Genomic DNA, 16,076 nt, shown 5'->3' on the forward strand with positions numbered 1-16,076 from the left:
ATCGAAACACAGGGGTGGGATGGGAACGCCTGAACCGCGCAGGGCTTTACCGGGCAAGAGGTCGGTGCTTCTCGCACTTCGCCACTACGGGCGGGAGTTGGCCCGTCTGAAGTGGATGGCGGTGCCGACGATGCTGCTGTCGGCCGTCGGCAACATCGGAATCAACTATGTGGCGCCGCTGATCGTCGCCAAGCTCATCGGCGAGATCGCCGCAGACGCGGACGTCACCGTCGCCTCGACACTGCCGTACGTCCTCGGCTTCGTCGGTGTGCTCCTCGTCTCGGAGGCGCTGTGGCGGGTCGCGCTGCACTGCCTGAACCGGCTGGACGCCCTGGGCATCGAGCATCTGTACGTGGTCGGGATGGACGAGTTGTTCGCCAAGGACGCCGCGTTCTTCCACGACAACTTCGCCGGCTCGCTGACGAAGCGGGTCCTCAGTTTCGCCTCCCGCTTCGAGCAGTTCGTGGACACGCTGACGTTCCAGATCGTGGGGATGTTCGTGCCGCTGGCGTTCGGCGCGGTGGTGCTGTGGCGCTACGAACCGCTGCTGGTGGTCGGCCTCCTGGCGATGATCGCGGTGACGGCGGTGTGCGTGGTGCCGCTCATCCGGCGCCGCCAGGCACTCGTCGACCAGCGTGAGGAGGCGATCGCGCGGGTGTCGGGGCACGTCGCCGACAGCCTGATGAACATGGACACGGTGCGGGCGTTCGCCGCCGAGGAGCGCGAGGCCGCCGAGCACCGCTCCCGCGTCGCCACGTCCCGCCGGCTCACCCTGCGGTCGTGGGACTACGGCAATCTGCGCATCGACACCTTCGTCGCCCCGATGTCGGTGCTGACCAACGCGCTCGGCCTGCTGCTCGCGGTCACGCTCGGCGGCGGCGCGCACGGCGTGGAGGCGATCGTGGTGGCCTTCACCTACTACAGCAACGCGACACGGATCATGTTCGAGTTCAACCAGATCTACCGTCGGCTGGAGAGCTCGATGACGGAGGCCGCGCAGTTCACCGAGCTGCTGCTGACCCCGCCGACCGTGCTCGACCCGCCGGCGCCGGAGCCGCTGCTGACCGATTCCTCCGACGTCCGCTTCGAGAAGGTGACCTTCGCCCACACCGCGGGCCGGCCGCTGTTCGACGGGCTCGACCTGGCCGTCCCCGCCGGCGCGAAGATCGGCCTCGTGGGCCGGTCGGGCGGCGGCAAGACCACACTGACCAGGCTGCTGCTGCGGATGACCGACATCGACTCCGGGCGGATCCTGATCGGCGGTCAGGACATCAGCCGGTTGCGCCAGAGGGACCTGCGGGGCCAGATCGCCTACGTTCCGCAGGACCCCGCGATGTTCCACCGCACGCTGCGGGACAACATCGCGTTCGGCCGCCCGGACGCGGACGACGCCGAGATCCGGCGCGCGGCGGAGGCGGCGCATGTCACCGAGTTCGCCGACTCGCTGCCGCTCGGCTTCGACACCATGGTGGGCGAGCGCGGCATCAAGCTGTCGGGCGGTCAGCGCCAGCGGGTGGCCCTGGCCCGGGCGATCCTGCGTGACGCGCCGATCCTGCTGCTCGACGAGGCGACCAGCGCCCTGGACTCGGAGAGCGAGATCCTCGTCCAGGAGGCGCTGTGGCGGCTCATGGAGGGGCGGACGGCGCTCGTGGTGGCGCATCGGCTGAGCACGGTCGCCACCATGGACCGGCTCGTCGTGCTCGACCACGGACAGATCGTCGAGCAGGGCAGCCACGACGAACTGCTCGCGACGGACGGGGCCTACGCCAAGCTGTGGCAGCACCAGTCGGGCGGTTTCCTCGACGACAGCCCGGAACGGGCCGAGCTGCCCTGAACCCGCCACGGACGTCCGCCCCTTGACGGCGTGCGGCGCCGCCCGGGACACGGGCGGCGCCGCACTCGTCGGACCGGTCGGCCCTGGGTGCAACCGGTCTCGCCCAGGCGCGGCGCACGCTGGAGGCGCACGGAGGCGCATCCGGCTGACGTCCCGGGACCCGGCGTTTCACTCCTGCCACGCGAATACAACTCACCTAGGATGACCCGGACTTGGTGACTCCCGATTGTTCGTGAGGTGGCCTCGCATGTCCCACACGCCGTCGCGCCGTACGCTGCTGCGCGGACTCACGGTCACCGGCGCGGCCGTGATCGGCTTCGCGCCCGCCACCCGCACCTGGGCCACCACCACGACGGCGGACGGTCCGGAGCTGGTGGGGATCCCGCCGCTCGACGGCACGCTGAGCACGGACGAGGCGTCGCTGGCGGCCGCCTCCGACGACTTCGGCCACATCGTGCACCACCGCCCGGTCGCCGTACTGCGCCCGGGGTCGGTCCGTGACGTGGTGACCATGGTCCGGTTCTGCAACGCCCACCGGCTGCCGGTGGCACCGCGCGGGCAGGGGCACGCCACCCAGGGCCAGGCCCAGGTCTCGGGCGGCCTGGTCATCGAGACCGCGCCGCTCACCCGCATCGGCCCCCTGGGGCCGCACAGCACGACGGTCACCGTCGGCGCCGGCATCAGATGGAGCGAACTGGCGAAGGCCACGCTCGCCCACGGCCTCACCCCGCCGGTCTTCACCGACTATCTCGAACTGTCCGTCGGCGGCACGCTCTCCGTCGGCGGCATCGGCGGCCAGACCCATCGGCAGGGCGCCCAGGTCGACAACGTCACCGAGCTCCAGGTCGTCACCGGCGCCGGCGAGTTCGTGCGCTGCTCCGCATCCCGGCGCCCCGATCTCTTCCACGCCGTCCTGGCCGGCCTCGGACAGTGCGCCGTCATCGTCGCCGCCACCGTCCGCCTGGTGCGCGCGCCGCGGACCGTACGCCACTACCTGCTGCCGTACGACGACCTGGAGACCTTTCTCGAAGACCAGCGCGCCCTGGTGCGCGAGGGACGCTTCGACTACGTCGAGGGCCAGATCTCGGCGGACCCCGGAGGCGAGTTCCGCGTCCACACCCTGGAAGCGGTGGCGTACGGCCCACCGGCCGGCCCCGCACCGGACGACACGGTCCTGCTGCGCGGCCTGCGCCACGACCCCTCCGGCGTCCAGATCGCCGACCTCTCCTACTACGACTTCCTGGACCGGCTGGCCCCCTCCGTCGCCGCGCTGAAGGAGGCCGGGCTCTGGGACTGGGCGCACCCCTGGCTCAACCTGCTGCTTCCCGGCAGGCCGACCGGCGCCCTCGTCTCCCGGATGCTGGACGACCTGACCCCGGCCGATCTGGGGCCCGGCGTCGTCCTCGTCTACCCGATCAGGCGCGACCGCCTCACCACCCCCCTGATGCGGGCGCCCGACGACGCGACGCCGTACCTCTTCGCGGTGCTGCGCGCGACCCCGCCCGAGGACACGGCCACGGTCGACCGGCTGCTCGCGGCCAACCGAACCGCCTACGAGCTCGCCGCGTCGGCGGGCGGCACCCAGTACCCGGTGGGCAGCATCCCGTTCACCCGCGCGGACTGGCGCACCCACTTCGGCCCGGCCTGGCCGCGCCTGGCGCGCGCCAAGCGCACCTACGACCCGCGCGGGATCCTCGTCCCCGGCCAGGGCATCTTCTGAGCCCACGCGGCGCCTGCGCCCCGTCGAACCACGGTGGATGTTCGACGGGGTTGTCTCAGGGCTAAGATTTCTCCGGGGGAGCGCGGGGCCACTGAGACCGCGTTTCACGACAGGACCAGCCGTGAAGGGACGACATGGCTCAGCGCAGGGCGAGGCGGCCGGACGCCGTGGCGCGCATCGTGGAGGACTGGGCACGCGAGCGCCCCGGGCTGGACACGTCACCGTTGGAGGTGCTCGCCCGGCTGCACCGCGCCTACCTCCAGTACCAGTCGCGTCTCACCGCCCAGATCGAGAAGCACGGGCTGTCGGTCGCCGGCTTCGACGTCCTCACGGCGCTGCGCCGGTCCGGCGCGCCCTACCGGCTCACGGCCGGTCAGCTGGCCGCCTCCGGTCTGATCTCCTCGGCGGGCGTGACGCTGCGTCTGGACCGGCTGGAGAACGACGGGCTGCTGGTGCGCGAGCGCGACGCGGTCGACCGGCGCGTGGTCTACTCGCGGCTCACCGACGCCGGGTTGAGGAAGGTGGACGAGGTGTTCACCGAGCATCTGGACAACGAGCGACGGATGCTCGACGGGCTCTCCCTGACCGAGCGCCGTCAGCTCGCCCGGCTGCTGTCCGGTCTGGAGCACTCCATCGTCGAGTCCGACTCGGCGCAGGAGGACGCGGCGGGCTGACGAGCGGCCCGCCCCTCCCCCGGCGTCAGAGGGCCGCGGCCGCCGCCCCGGACTGGTCCGCCGCCCGGGCCTGGTAGAGCCGCCGCAGGCGCACCACGCCCAGGTCGTGCTGGTACAGGTTCTCCCGCTGGTCGGCGTCGGCGGGCATGGCCTCCAGCATGACGCGGTCCTGTTCGAGGACCTGCCAGTGGCGTTCCTCGATGAGGGTCTTGTACAGGAAGCGCCAGGTGTCGCGCTGCCAGCCGGTCACCCCGCGGTAGCGCCAGAAGAAGACGCCGGTGCGTCCGGCGTCCACCGGGCAGGCCATGCCGACGATGCCGAACGGTCCGCCCGGTCCCGCCGACGGCGGATACGGGATGGACAGGTCCACCCAGTCGACGCCGGTGCGGCACAGCTCCACCCAGTCGAAGTTGACGCCCCGCTGGTCGGTCTTCTCGAAGAAGTAGCCGCGCTCGGTCTCCCGGATGCGGAACTTGGCCTGGGTGTCGCCGTCGTACATGGTGTGCGACTCGTGGTGCAGGAACGCGCCGTGCATCGGGTCGAGGAGGTTCTCCATGGCGTACCGCCACGGCACGTTCCATTCGGCGTAGCACAGGAAGGCGGACACCCCGGGGTCGGTGAGCGGCTCCGGGAGGGTCAGTTCGGCCGGTTCCGGGTGCTCCTCGTCGCCGAACCAGGCGAGGATCGCGCCGCCGACCTCGCGGACCGGCAGGGAGGTGACGAGGGTCTTCCCCTCCAGGTTGCAGCCGGGCAGACCGGGCACGGAGGTGACCGTGCCCGAGCCGTCGACCTCGACGCCGTGGTACCAGCACGCCACCCGGTCCCCCAGGTGTTTGCCGAGGGAGAGCGGGGCTCCGCGGTGCGGGCAGCGGTCGGCGAGCATCGCCAGGGTGCCGTCGGCCCTGCGGAACAGCAGCCAGTTCTCGCCGAGCGCGGTCACCTTGCGCAGTCCGCCGGGAGCGACGAAGTCGGAGGGGACGACCGGGTGCCACTGGTTGCGCAGACCGTGGGCGTAGATGTGGGCCGCTGTGTCGGATACGGAAAGTGGCATCTCAGGCTCCCAGGCGCTGCATCTCGGTACGGAAGGTCTCCTCGGTCCAGGGCGCGCCGGACGGCGTGCGGACCTGACGGGCGTTGAGCCCGGTGACGACGTCGGCGAGTTCGTGCCCGTCGTGGGTGAAGATCTCCTCCAGGGTGCGGGCCAGCTTCAGTTCGTAGGAGGTGGGCTCGTGTCCGCGTGTCTGGTGCGGTTCGAGGTACGGCCAGGCGGTGTCGGTGGTCATGCGGGTCTCCGGGTCTTCGTACGGGTCACAGGTCCAGGACGAGGCGGTCGGAGGCGCACCGGGAGACGCACAGCATCATCGTCTCGCCGGTGGCGCGTTCCGCCTCGCTGAGCAGGAAGTCGCGGTGGTCGGGGGTGCCGGCCAGCACCCGGGTCTCGCAGGAGCCGCAGATGCCGTCCCGGCAGGAGGAGCCGACGGACAGGCCCGCGTTCTCGACGGCCTCCAGCACGGAGGTGCCGGCGTCGACGGTCAGGGTCACGCCGGACCTGCGGCACTCGACCTCGAAGGCGGTGTCGTCACCGTCGCGCTCGACGGCGGGCGCGGCGAACCGTTCCACCCGCAACTGGCCTGCGGGACACACCTCTTCGACTGCCTTGAGGAGCGGTTCGGGCCCGCAGCAGTACACCAGCGCGTCGGCCGGCAGGTCCTGGAGGGCGGCGCCGAGATCGGGGTGGCCGCGCTCGTCCTGCGGTACGAGGGTCACGTCGCCGGTGAGCGCGGACAGCTCGGCGCCGAAGGCCATCGAGGCCCGGGTCCGGCCACCGTGGATCAAGCGGTACGGGACGCCGTCCCGCTCGGCCCCGCGGGCCATCGCGAGGATCGGGGTGATGCCGATGCCGCCCGCGAGGAAGACGTACGACGCGGCGGGCTCCAGCGCGAAGTGGTTGCGCGGGCCGACCGCGCGGACCGTCTGGCCGGGGCGCAGCTTGGTGTGCACGTGCCGTGAACCACCCCGCGAGGAGGGCTCGTTGAGGACGCCGACTCGGTAGGAGGCCGGGTCGGCCGGGTCGCCGCACAGGCTGTACTGGCGGACGAACCCGCCCACGTGCAGGTCGAGATGGGCGCCCGGCGTCCAGGCCGGCAGCGGCTTGCCGTCCGGGCGGGCCAGTTCGACGGAGAGGACGCCGTCCGCCTCCCAGGTCATCCGGCGGACGAGGAGGTCGAGTTCGTGCTCGTCGGCAGTGGTCATGACGGTGGCCTCCCTACGCGGTGGGGATCTTGACGGGTGGGGTGAACGGGTTCTTCATCGGGCCGAGAGCGGTGAGGTCGACCTCGACAAGGGTGGGGCCGTCGGAGGCGAGGGCCGTCTCCAGGACGGGCGCCGCCTCCTCCGGGGCGGCGATGCGGGCGTACGGCAGGGCGCAGGCGGCGGCCAGCGGGCCGAAGTCAGGGGTGAACAGGTCGACTCCGGAGCGGCGTTCGCCGTACTTGTCCTGCATGTTGCGCAGCACGCCGTAGCCGCCGTCGTTGAAGACGACGAGGGTGAGGCGGGGGCGTTCCTGGGCGAGAGTGAGCAGTTCGCCGAAGTGCACGGCGAGGCCGCCGTCGCCGGCGATCACCACGGTCGGCTCGTCGGGGCGGGCCAGTGCGGCGCCGATGCCCATACCGAGGCCCTGCCCTATGCCCCCGCCGCGCGGGAAGACGTTGGCACGCGGGTCGTGGATCGGCAGGAGCCGGTGGCCCCAGGACGACGACGGGATGGTGACGTCGCGGGCGACCACGGCGCCGCGCGGCAGGGCTGCGGCGAGGGCGTCGCAGAGGGCGGCCTGGGGCCCGATGTCGTCGTGCAGGGCTGCCCGGACCTCGTCGCGTACGGCGGTGACCCGGGCGGTCCAGTCGGTGTCGGCACGGGCGGCGGCCCCGGTCAGCGTGGGCAGCACGGCGGCGGCCTCGGCGTGCAGGGCGTGGCGGGCCGGGTGGACCCGGCCGAGTGCCGCCGCGTCGGCGTCGATCTGGATGTGGGCGTCGGGGAGCTTCAGCCTGTAGTCGGCGGTCTCGTTCGAGCGGAAGTGGGTGCCGATCGTGACGAGGACGTCGGCGTCGGCGAGCAGGGCGCGCGCGGCGGGAGTGGTGGCGAAGTTGCCGATGACGAGGGGGTGGTCCTCGGGGACGGAGCCCCGCCCGGAGTTGGAGCTGAGCAGTCCGGCGCCGGTCGCCTCCAGGAGTGCGGCGAGCTCCGGGCGGGCGTGGCAGGCGCCGCCGCCGGCCCAGATCAGGGGGCGCCGGGCCTCGCCCAGCAGTGCTTGCGCTGCCGTGAGTTCATCGGGGTCCGGAGAGGGAGCCGCCCGGAGGGGGGCGGCCTGGCCGGCGTCCTCCTGAGCCGCGTACTGGAGGTCGATCGGCCACTCGACGCTGGCGGGGCCGCCGGGCGTGGCGAGTGCCGCCGCGCTCGCCTCGCGCAGGACGCGTCCGGCGTCACGGGCGGAGGTGACGGTGGCGGCGTACGCCGACACCGCGTCCAGCATGCCGAGTTGGTCCTTGGTCTCGTGGATGAAGCCGCGCCCGCTGCCCAGGTACCGCGACTCGACCTGCCCCGTGACGTGCAGGACGGCGGTCCCGGCGGACAGGGCCTCGATCAGCGAGCCGGCCGCGTTGCCGGCGCCGGTGCCGGTGGAGGTGAGGGCGCAGCCGATCGAGCCCCGGGCGCGGCCGTAGCCGTCGGCGGCGTTGACGGCGGTGGCCTCGTGCCGGACGGGGACGAAGCGCAGACGGCGGTCGACGGCCTCCACCAGGGGCAGGTTGTGCACGGACACGATGCCGAACACGGTGTCGATGCCGAGGGATTCGAGATGGGCCACGAGGAGCTCGCCCCCGTTGTCGTACTGCATGGGCAGACTCCTCAGAGGATGCCGCGGCCGACTCCGCCGCAGACGTCGATGCTGGTTCCGGTGATGTACGAGGCGCGCGGCGAGAGCAGCGCGACGATCGCGTAGGCGACCTCCTCCGCGCGTCCGAGGCGGCCGAGCGCGATGCCGCGGTCGGCGGCGAGTTCGGCCTGCCACTCCTCGTAGGTGAGGCCGCTGTCCGCGGCGGCGTGGCGGCGGGTCCACTGGCCGGTGTCGACGAGGCCGAGGCACACGGAGTTGACGCGGATGCCCTCGGCGGCGAGTTCGGTGGCGAGGGACCTGGAGAGGTTGAGGATGCCCGCGCGGGCCGCGCTGGTGGTGATGAGGCGGGTCTCGGGCTGCTTGGCGAGGACCGCGTTGACGTTGACGACGGCGGCGGCGTCCGAGGCACGGAGGTGACCGCGGGCGGCGGACAGCGGGTGGAGCACCCCGGCGAACTTCAGCTCCAGTTCGTCGCGCCAGTCCTCGGCGGTGGTCTCGTCGAGGCGTTTCATCCGGGACTGGCCCGCGTTGGTGACGAGTCCGTCGAGCCGCCCGCCGAAGTGCTTCGCGGCCGCGTCCGTGAAGTGCCGTACGGCATCCGCGTCGCGGACGTCGCAGGTGCCCGTGAACAGCCGGTCGGGTCCGGCGCCGAGGCGGGCGGCGGCCTTGGCGAGGCGATCCGGGTCGCGTCCGCAGGTGGCGACGCGGGCGCCCTCGTCGAGCAGGGCGCGGACCGTGGCCAGGCCGACGCCCGAACTGCCGCCGGTGACCAGGACGGTGCGGCCGGCGAGGCCGAGATCCATGACGTACTCCTTGCAGGTGGGGCGGTTCAGGTGCGCGGTTCGGGTGGGGTTCAGTGCATGGTGAAGCCGCCGTTGACGGCGATCACCTGGCCGGTGAGGTAGCGGGACTCCTCACCCAGCAGGAAGGAGACGAGGCCGGTGAGGTCGTCGGGCTGCTGCGGCCGGCGGATGGCGCGGCGCTCGGCGTAGAGCGCGTGCCGCTCGGGCGGGACGCTCTCGGTGGCCTCGACCTCCGTGAGGCCGGGGGCGAGGGCGTTGACGGTGATGCCCCGCTCCCCCAGTTCGCGGGCCATGGCCCGGGTGAGGGAGATGACCGCGCCTTTGGAGGCGATGTAGTGGGCGAGGCGCGGGGAACCGTTCAGGGCCGCGTCGGAGGCGATGTTGACGATGCGGCCCGGACCGGTCATCAGCGGCAGCAGATGCTTGGCGACGAGCCAGGGCCCGCGGGCGTTGACCGCCATGAGCCGGTCCCAGGTCTCGACGTCGATGTCCTGGAACTCCTTGCCGCCCACGCCGTTGGCGAGCGCCGCGTTGTTGACCAGGCCGTAGACGGCGCCGGTGGCGGCGAGCCGCTCCGCGAGCGCGGCGACCGAGGCCGGGTCGGCGACGTCGAGCGGTAGGAACTCCGCCCTGCCGCCGTCCTGTTGGATCCCCGTGGCGACGCGCCGACCCCGTTCGGGGTCGAGCTCGGCGACCACGACCCGGTGTCCGTCGGCCGCCAGCCGGCGGGCCATGGCCTCCCCCAGGCCACGTCCCGCGCCGGTCACCACGACCTGCTCAGTCACGGGTGACGCCGTACAGCGGCGAGTACTCGGGGTAGGTGGGCACCTGCGGCTTCCGCGTGCCGATGATCACGCAGAACAGCGCGTCGGTGTCGCCCTCGTTCTTCAGGGAGCGGGTGACGCCGGCCGGGACCACGATCATGTCGCGGTAGCCGAGGGTGCGGTACTCGACCTCGTCGGGGCCGCGGTGGATGCCGACGCGGACCCGGCCCTCCAGGACGAAGAACGCCTCCTCGACGTCGTGGTGGGTGTGGGCGGGGCCCTCGGCGCCGGGCGGCAGCAGCATGTTGGAGAAGGTGAAGCCGCCGGAGGGCAGGATCCGGTTGTCGTTCTCGTGGTTGCCGGTGGCGCCGGAGCCGACGTAGCGGATCTGGGCGCGCTTGAACTGCGGGCCGGCCTTCTCCTGGAAGGACAGGGTGCCCCAGTCGGGGTCGCGGGAGTCCTTGGTGGCGATGAGGGAGTCGGTGTACTTGGCGAGGTCGCCGTTGTTGTCGTACTCGTCGGTGGTCAGCGGCATGGTGCTGGGGCCTTTCTAGCGGTGGGTGACGATGTGCAGATGGGAGGCGAGCCAGGCGTTGACGCGCTCGGGCTGCTCCTGGTTGGCCAGGTGACCGGCGTCCTTGACGATCACGTACGCGGTCCGGTGCAGACCGCCGGCCAGGACCTGTGAGGCGTCGGGACCGGTGATCCGGTCCTGGTCGCCGCACAGGACGAGGGTGGGCGCGGTGACGAGGTGCAGTTCGCCGCGCAGGTCGGTGGCGGCCATCGCCTCGGCGGCGAGGGCGTAGCCGGGCAGGCGGACGGAGGCGGCCATGGTGGTGGTGACGCGTGCGACGAGGTCGGCGGGCGCGTCCGGGGACAGCAGGCGGGGGCCGCGGGCGGCGGCGAAGCCCTCCGGTCCGAGCCGGGCGAGTTCTCCGGCGCGGTCGCGCATCGCGGCGGCCTTGTCGGGGTCGGTGCCGGAGCCGGGCGTCGAGGCGACGACCATCAGCGACTCGACCAGGCCGGGGTGGCGGGTGGCCAGGCGCAGCGCGATCACGCCGCCCCAGGAGACGCCGAGGACGTGGGCGCCGCCGTCACGGGCGCGGATCAGGTCCGCCGCCAGGTCGGCGTAGTCGTCCAGCGTCAACGGGCCGGTCGGATCAGCCGACTTGGCGTACCCCGGCGCGTCCCAGGCCAGCATGCGGTACGACCCGCCGAGCGCGGCGAACTGCGGGGCGAACGCCGCCGAGGACGAGCCGATGCCGTGCAGGCACAGGACCAGCGGGCCGGAGTCGCCGGCCTCCTCCAGGTGCAGCCCCGCCGGATCGCGGGCCGTCACAGGATCTGTCCCGTCCGGCCGGCGAGCGCGGCGAGCGAGCGCAGCACCGCGTACGGGACGACCTGGCTGGTCGCCGGGTTGGCGGTGTCGGGCAGGTGCCGTACCTCGAAGCGGTAGCTGCCGTGCGCGCCGCTCGCCTCCACCACGTGGGAGGTGTGCCGGGCGGCGGGGTCGGCGACGACGCTGACCCGTACCGTGTCCGGGTCGCCGACGGCGAGGGCGACGGACGCGGCGACGTTGGTGGACTTCGGGAACTTCACGGGGACGTCCCGGGCGGTGCCGGCCATCACCTCGACCGGCGCGGTGGCCGACCGCATGCGGCCGAGCAACTCCTCGTCCATCCAGGGCTGTTCGAGGGTGGACGGCAGTTTGGTCGTGGTCAGGCGCACCTCGTCCAGCGGGCCCATGGCGCGTACGGCCTGGAGCAGGTCGAGTCCGCCGACCGCGCCGCCGGTGAAGTACACGCGGCCCGGCCCGGTGTTCAGGAGTTCCTTCGCGAGTCGCTCGTCCGTGAGCGCCCCGGTGGACGCGACGAGCAGGTCCGTGCCGTTCGCGAGGATCGTCGTGCCCCATGCGCGTACGACACCCTGCCCGGCGGCCTCGACGATCAGGTCGCAGGTCTCCAGGGCCTGTTCGAGGGTGTGCTGGGGGGCGGGGACCGTGTCGCCGAGCGGCCGGTTGTCGACCACGCAGACCAGTTCGGCGCCGGGGATGTCGCCCGCGGCGAGCGCGCCGCCGACCACGCGGCCGATGGCGCCCCAGCCGATGAGGCCGACGCGGCGGGTGGTGGGGCGGGTCATGCGGGGACTCCTTCGGCTGCGACGTCGACGGGCGGCACGACGGGGCTGCCGTCGGGCGTGCCGGCCATGTGGGCGCGGATGTGCGGGGAGGGCGGTCCTGCGGTGCCCCAGACGTCGGAGAGTTCGGGGGTGCGGCGCCACACCTTGCAGATCCAGGCGTCCTCGACGACCTGGGCGACCTCGGAGGTGTACTCGCAGACGAGGCCGGTGGGGTCGGTGAAGTAGGAGAAGGTGTTGTTGCCGGGCCCGTGCCGGCCGGGGCCCCATTCGGGGGTGACGCCGTGGTGGCGGAGCCGGCCGAGGCCGCGCATGAAGTGGTCGACCGACGTCATCTCGTAGGCAACGTGGTTGAGCGACACCCACGGCGCCTGGTTGAAGGCGATGCAGTGGTGGTCGGCGTTGCAGCGCAGGAACGCCATCTGGTGCTCGGACCAGTCCGAGACCCGCATGCCGAGGACGTCCCGGTAGAAGGCGACGGAGGCGTCGATGTCGGGGGTGTTGAGGACGGCGTGGGTGACGCCGACCGGCACGGCGGCGTCGCGTCCGCGGGCGGTGACGGCCCAGGTGTCGGCGGAGAGTTCGATCAGTCGTCCGTCGAGGTCGTGGAAGCGCAGGCCGTAGCCGCCGCCGACCTGGTCGAGCGGGCCGGGTCCGGTGACGGGCGTGATGCCGCGGGCCTGAAGGCGTCGTGCGGCCTCGTCGATCTCGGCGGGTGTGGCCACGGCGAAGGCGAGGCGGCCCAGGCCGATGCGGTCGGCGCGGGTGAGCTGGAGGGCGTGGTGCTCCTCGCCGGTGCCGCGCAGCCAGCTCGTGCCGGCCTCGGCCTCGATGACCTCCAGTCCCCAGACCTCCTCGTAGAAGTCGGTGGCCTGGGTGAACTCGGGGGTGAGCAGCTCGACGGAGCGCAGGGCGCGCAGCCGGGCTATCGGGGGGTGGTTCATGGTGTGGTCTCCCGGTTGCGGGTGTCAGCCGGCCCAGGGCAGGGGCGTCGCGTCGGTGCCCCAGTACAGGGACTTCTGCCGCTGGTAGGAGCGGATGAGGTCGCGGCCCTTCTCGGTGCCGAGGCCGCTGTCCTTCATCGCGCCGAAGGGGGTGGAGATGGAGAACTGCTTGTAGGTGTTGATCCAGACGGTCCCGGCGTCGATGCGCCGGGCGAGCCGCCAGGCGGCGTGCGCGTCGCGGGTCCAGATGCCGCAGGCGAGCCCGTAGACGCTGTCGTTGGCCTGCCGGACCAGGTCCTCCTCGTCGTGGTAGGGCAGCGCGACGAGGACCGGGCCGAAGATCTCCTCCTGGCAGGTGCGCGCCGAGTTCGGCAGTCCTTCGATGACCGTCGGCAGGTAGTAGGCGCCGTCGGTGTACCGCTCGCCGTCCGGGATCGCGCCGCCGCACAGGATGCGGCCGCCCTCGGCGCGGGCGAGGTCCACGTATGCGGCGACCGTCTCGCGGTGCCGGTGGTGGACGAGGGGGGCGACCTGGGTGTCCGGGTCGGTCCCGGGGCCGACGCGGAGCTTGCGCACCCGTGCGACGAGCTCGCCGACGAAGGAGTCGTACAGCGCGTGGTGCACGAAGAGCCGGGAGCCGGCGATGCAGGACTGTCCGCTGGAGGAGAAGACCCCGTACATCACGCCCGCGAGGGCCTGCTCGATGTCGGCGTCCTCGCGGACGATCGTCGGTGACTTGCCGCCGAGCTCCAGGGAGGCCGGGACGAGCTGGCCTGCCGCGGTGCGGGCGATGGCGCGGCCGGTGGTGGTGCCGCCGGTGAAGCCGATGCGCCCGACGAGCGGGTGGGTGGCGATCGCGTCCCCGACGACGCGCCCCTTGCCGGGCAGCACCGAGAGCAGCGCGGTCGGCAGGTCCTCCTCGGTGAGCACCCGGTGGACCAGGCGTCCGAAGGCGAGGGAGACGAGCGGGGTCCACTCGGCGGGCTTGAGCAGGACCGCGTTGCCGCCGGCGAGGGCCGGGGCGACCTTCTGGGCGTCGGAGGCGATCGGTGAGTTCCAGGGGTTGATTGCGCCGACGACGCCGATCGGCTCGTGGACGCTCATCGTGACGTACGGCCCCCGGGAGGGGGTGAGCGAGTCCTCGGCGGTCTCCAGCGCGGCGGCCGTGTACCGGAAGGTCGCCGCGGCGCTCAGCGCGAGCGCTCGGGTCTCGGTGAGCGTCTTGCCGGTGTCGGCGGTCTGCAGGGCGGACAGGTCGTCGGCGTGCTCCTCGATCAGGTCGCCGATCCGGTGCAGGACGCGGGCGCGCCGGTGCGGGAGCAGGTCACGCCAGGCGGGCGTCGCCACGGCGTCCGCAGCGGCGCGGGCCGCCTCGTCGACGTCGGCGGGCGAAGCGGCGTGGACGGTGGTGATCGGGCGGCCGTCGGCCGGGTTCACGGTCACGATCGGCGTGCCCGTGCCGCGCCTGAAGCACCCCCCGATGAGGATCTCGTCGACCGGTGTGCGCGACATGGCAGGACCTCCGTTGGGCATGTATCGAAGTGCTGAACATCTAAGGGCTTAACTATTTTTGCCGCAAGGGGACCCGGCAAAGTTTTTTGAGCGACGTGGGGATGAACCCTTGACGACCCGCTTCACAGACGGGATAAAACTTGAGCGCTGAGAGATTTAGCGCTTAGCCAGCTGGCCTCGTCCCCCTCTTTCGCCGAGCCGGCGCACGGCCCTCCTGCCGTCGCCGGGCCGGCCCGAACCCTCCCGTGCGTATCCTGTGCCTTTCACAGCACCAGTGCGCGGGTCCGGAGGACCCCTCCATGACGACCGACACTCCCCATGCCACCGCGGGCCGCCCCGCGGACACGGCGGCGCTCGTGGCCGCCATCGGCGCCCGCTTCGAACGCCTGCCCCTGTGCCGCTGGCACGTCACCGTCCGGCTCATCATCGGCGCGGTGACGTTCTTCGAGGCCTTCGACCAGTTGCTCATCGCCTACGCGCTGCCCGAGCTGCGCGCCGAGTGGCACCTGACCACCGGGCAGACCACGTCCCTGATCACGGTCGGTTCCGTGGGCATGCTCGCCGGCGCGCTGCTGTCGGGCCGGCTGGCCGACCGGATCGGCCGGGTCAAGGTGATCGCGGCGTGCATCGCGCTGTCGGGCGTGTGCAGCCTGCTGCTGACGCTGTGCGCCTCGCCGGGCCCGTTCATGGGGCTCCGCTTCGTGCAGGGCCTCGCCATCGGCGGTGAGGTGCCGGTCGCGGCCACCTTCATCGCCGAGATCACCCGCGCCCACAAACGGGGTCGCTTCGTCCTGCTGTACGAGCTGGTCTTCCCCGCCGGTCTGACCGCGTGCGCCGTGCTGGCCTGGTGGCTGATGCCGCTGCTCGGCTGGCGCTGGATGTTCGGCCTCGCCGCGATCCCCGGGGTGCTGTGCGTGCTGGTCATGCGCTGCGTGCCCGAGTCGCCGCGCTGGCTCGCCGACCACGGCCGGCACGAGGAGGCGCTGGCCACGATGGCCTCGATCGAGGCGAAGGTGGAGAAGGTCACCGGCGCACCGCTGCCGCAGCCGGCGCCCGCGAAGCCCGTCGTGCGCGAGTCCCACACCGGGAGCGGACTGCGCGAGCTCCTCACCGGCCGCTACCGCAAGCGCACCCTGGTCGTCTGCGCCCTGTGGTTCTGCGGTTACTTCGTCAACTACGGCATCTCGTCCTGGCTGCCCACCATCTACGGCTCCCGCTTCCACCTGAGCCTGTCCGACGCGCTGCTGTACTCGACGGTGACGTCCTGTGCGGGCTTCCTCGGCTGTCTCGCCGTCGCCCTGACCGTCGACCGCGTCGGACGGCGGCACACCGTCACGTGGTGCCTGGGCGGCGCCGCCCTGTGCCTGCTGCTCCTCGGCCTCTTCGCCGGCGGCTCGGCGAGCAGCGTGCTGATCTGGACGTCCCTGTCGGCGGTGTTCTTCTTCGGCGCCAACATCTGCCTGTACCTGTACACGCCCGAGCTGTTCCCGACCCGGATGCGGGCCCTCGGCACGAGCCTCGGCGGCGCGGTCAACCGCCTCGGCGTGATCCTCGGCCCGATCGTCGTCGGTGCGGTGTACGCGGGCGGCGCCCTCGGCACCGTCTTCGTGACGCTCGCCGTGGTCGCCCTCCTCGGGTCGCTCACGGCAGGGGTGGCCGCGGAGGAGACGAGCGGACGGCCGCTGGAGGACGTGGCGCCGTAGGCGACGGTTCTCGTGCCGGGATCAAGGGATCCCGGCACGAGAAAACGGGTAGAAGTCGGGCATCATTGGTCACGACGGCACGAACAGCTTCCTG

The 16,076-nt window shown here is 72.4% G+C and carries 15 protein-coding genes; 4 read left to right on the forward strand and 11 right to left on the reverse strand.

Going from position 1 to position 16,076, the window contains the following annotated elements; all coding sequences use genetic code 11:
* Positions 1–19 precede the first annotated feature (19 nt).
* The 3 genes from ACGFW6_RS02905 to ACGFW6_RS02915 all read left to right on the forward strand — a co-directional run bounded on the left by ACGFW6_RS02905 (position 20) and on the right by ACGFW6_RS02915 (position 4,228).
* Positions 20–1,834, forward strand: a complete 1,815-nt coding sequence (locus tag ACGFW6_RS02905) for an ABC transporter ATP-binding protein (protein WP_393503983.1) — start codon at positions 20–22, stop codon at positions 1,832–1,834.
* Between the two features lie 247 nt (positions 1,835–2,081).
* Positions 2,082–3,554 (forward strand): FAD-binding protein, encoded by a 1,473-nt coding sequence (locus ACGFW6_RS02910; protein ID WP_393503986.1) that lies wholly within the window; start codon positions 2,082–2,084, stop codon positions 3,552–3,554.
* A 134-nt stretch (positions 3,555–3,688) separates the two neighbouring features.
* Entirely contained in the window at positions 3,689–4,228 is a 540-nt protein-coding gene (locus ACGFW6_RS02915; RefSeq protein WP_393503989.1) for a MarR family winged helix-turn-helix transcriptional regulator, read from the forward strand.
* Positions 4,229–4,253: 25 nt separating this feature from the next.
* Here ACGFW6_RS02915 and ACGFW6_RS02920 read toward each other — a convergent pair whose 3' ends face one another.
* The 11 genes from ACGFW6_RS02920 to ACGFW6_RS02970 are packed head-to-tail and all read right to left on the reverse strand — an operon-like array spanning position 4,254 to position 14,279.
* Positions 4,254–5,279 (reverse strand): Rieske 2Fe-2S domain-containing protein, encoded by a 1,026-nt coding sequence (locus tag ACGFW6_RS02920; protein ID WP_393503992.1) that lies wholly within the window; start codon positions 5,277–5,279, stop codon positions 4,254–4,256.
* Position 5,280: 1 nt separating this feature from the next.
* The gene (locus ACGFW6_RS02925; RefSeq protein ID WP_393503995.1) at positions 5,281–5,511 is read right to left on the reverse strand and encodes a recombinase-like helix-turn-helix domain-containing protein; all 231 of its coding nucleotides are present in this window, start codon (positions 5,509–5,511) and stop codon (positions 5,281–5,283) included.
* 25 nt (positions 5,512–5,536) lie between these two features.
* On the reverse strand, positions 5,537–6,481 hold the full coding sequence (locus ACGFW6_RS02930) for a PDR/VanB family oxidoreductase (RefSeq protein WP_393503998.1): 945 nt from the start codon (positions 6,479–6,481) through the stop codon (positions 5,537–5,539).
* Between the two features lie 13 nt (positions 6,482–6,494).
* A complete protein-coding gene (locus ACGFW6_RS02935; protein ID WP_393504001.1) occupies positions 6,495–8,120 on the reverse strand; it encodes a thiamine pyrophosphate-binding protein in 1,626 nt (541 codons plus the stop codon).
* An 11-nt stretch (positions 8,121–8,131) separates the two neighbouring features.
* The gene (locus tag ACGFW6_RS02940; protein WP_393504004.1) at positions 8,132–8,923 is read right to left on the reverse strand and encodes an SDR family oxidoreductase; all 792 of its coding nucleotides are present in this window, start codon (positions 8,921–8,923) and stop codon (positions 8,132–8,134) included.
* Positions 8,924–8,973: 50 nt separating this feature from the next.
* Positions 8,974–9,708, reverse strand: coding sequence for an SDR family oxidoreductase (locus ACGFW6_RS02945; RefSeq protein WP_393504007.1), 735 nt, complete (start codon positions 9,706–9,708; stop codon positions 8,974–8,976).
* Positions 9,701–10,222 carry a cupin domain-containing protein gene (locus tag ACGFW6_RS02950; protein WP_393504010.1) on the reverse strand — a complete coding sequence of 174 codons (522 nt, stop codon included), beginning with the start codon at positions 10,220–10,222 and terminating at the stop codon, positions 9,701–9,703. The genes ACGFW6_RS02945 and ACGFW6_RS02950 overlap by 8 nt, the downstream gene beginning before the upstream one ends.
* A 15-nt stretch (positions 10,223–10,237) precedes the next feature.
* On the reverse strand, positions 10,238–11,026 hold the full coding sequence (locus ACGFW6_RS02955; protein ID WP_393504013.1) for an alpha/beta fold hydrolase: 789 nt from the start codon (positions 11,024–11,026) through the stop codon (positions 10,238–10,240).
* Positions 11,023–11,826, reverse strand: a complete 804-nt coding sequence (locus ACGFW6_RS02960) for an aspartate dehydrogenase domain-containing protein (protein ID WP_393504016.1) — start codon at positions 11,824–11,826, stop codon at positions 11,023–11,025. The genes ACGFW6_RS02955 and ACGFW6_RS02960 overlap by 4 nt, the downstream gene beginning before the upstream one ends.
* Complete coding sequence (locus ACGFW6_RS02965; RefSeq protein ID WP_393504019.1) at positions 11,823–12,767, reverse strand: VOC family protein; 945 nt, start codon at positions 12,765–12,767, stop codon at positions 11,823–11,825. The genes ACGFW6_RS02960 and ACGFW6_RS02965 overlap by 4 nt, the downstream gene beginning before the upstream one ends.
* Positions 12,768–12,791: 24 nt before the next feature.
* Positions 12,792–14,279, reverse strand: a complete 1,488-nt coding sequence (locus ACGFW6_RS02970; RefSeq protein ID WP_393504022.1) for an aldehyde dehydrogenase family protein — start codon at positions 14,277–14,279, stop codon at positions 12,792–12,794.
* Between the two features lie 299 nt (positions 14,280–14,578).
* Between ACGFW6_RS02970 and ACGFW6_RS02975 the strand changes: the two genes are divergently transcribed.
* Positions 14,579–15,982, forward strand: a complete 1,404-nt coding sequence (locus ACGFW6_RS02975) for an MFS transporter (protein WP_393504025.1) — start codon at positions 14,579–14,581, stop codon at positions 15,980–15,982.
* Positions 15,983–16,076: the final 94 nt, after the last annotated feature.

Source organism: Streptomyces sp. Y7 (genome assembly GCF_043195415.1).
GTDB lineage: Bacteria > Actinomycetota > Actinomycetes > Streptomycetales > Streptomycetaceae > Streptomyces.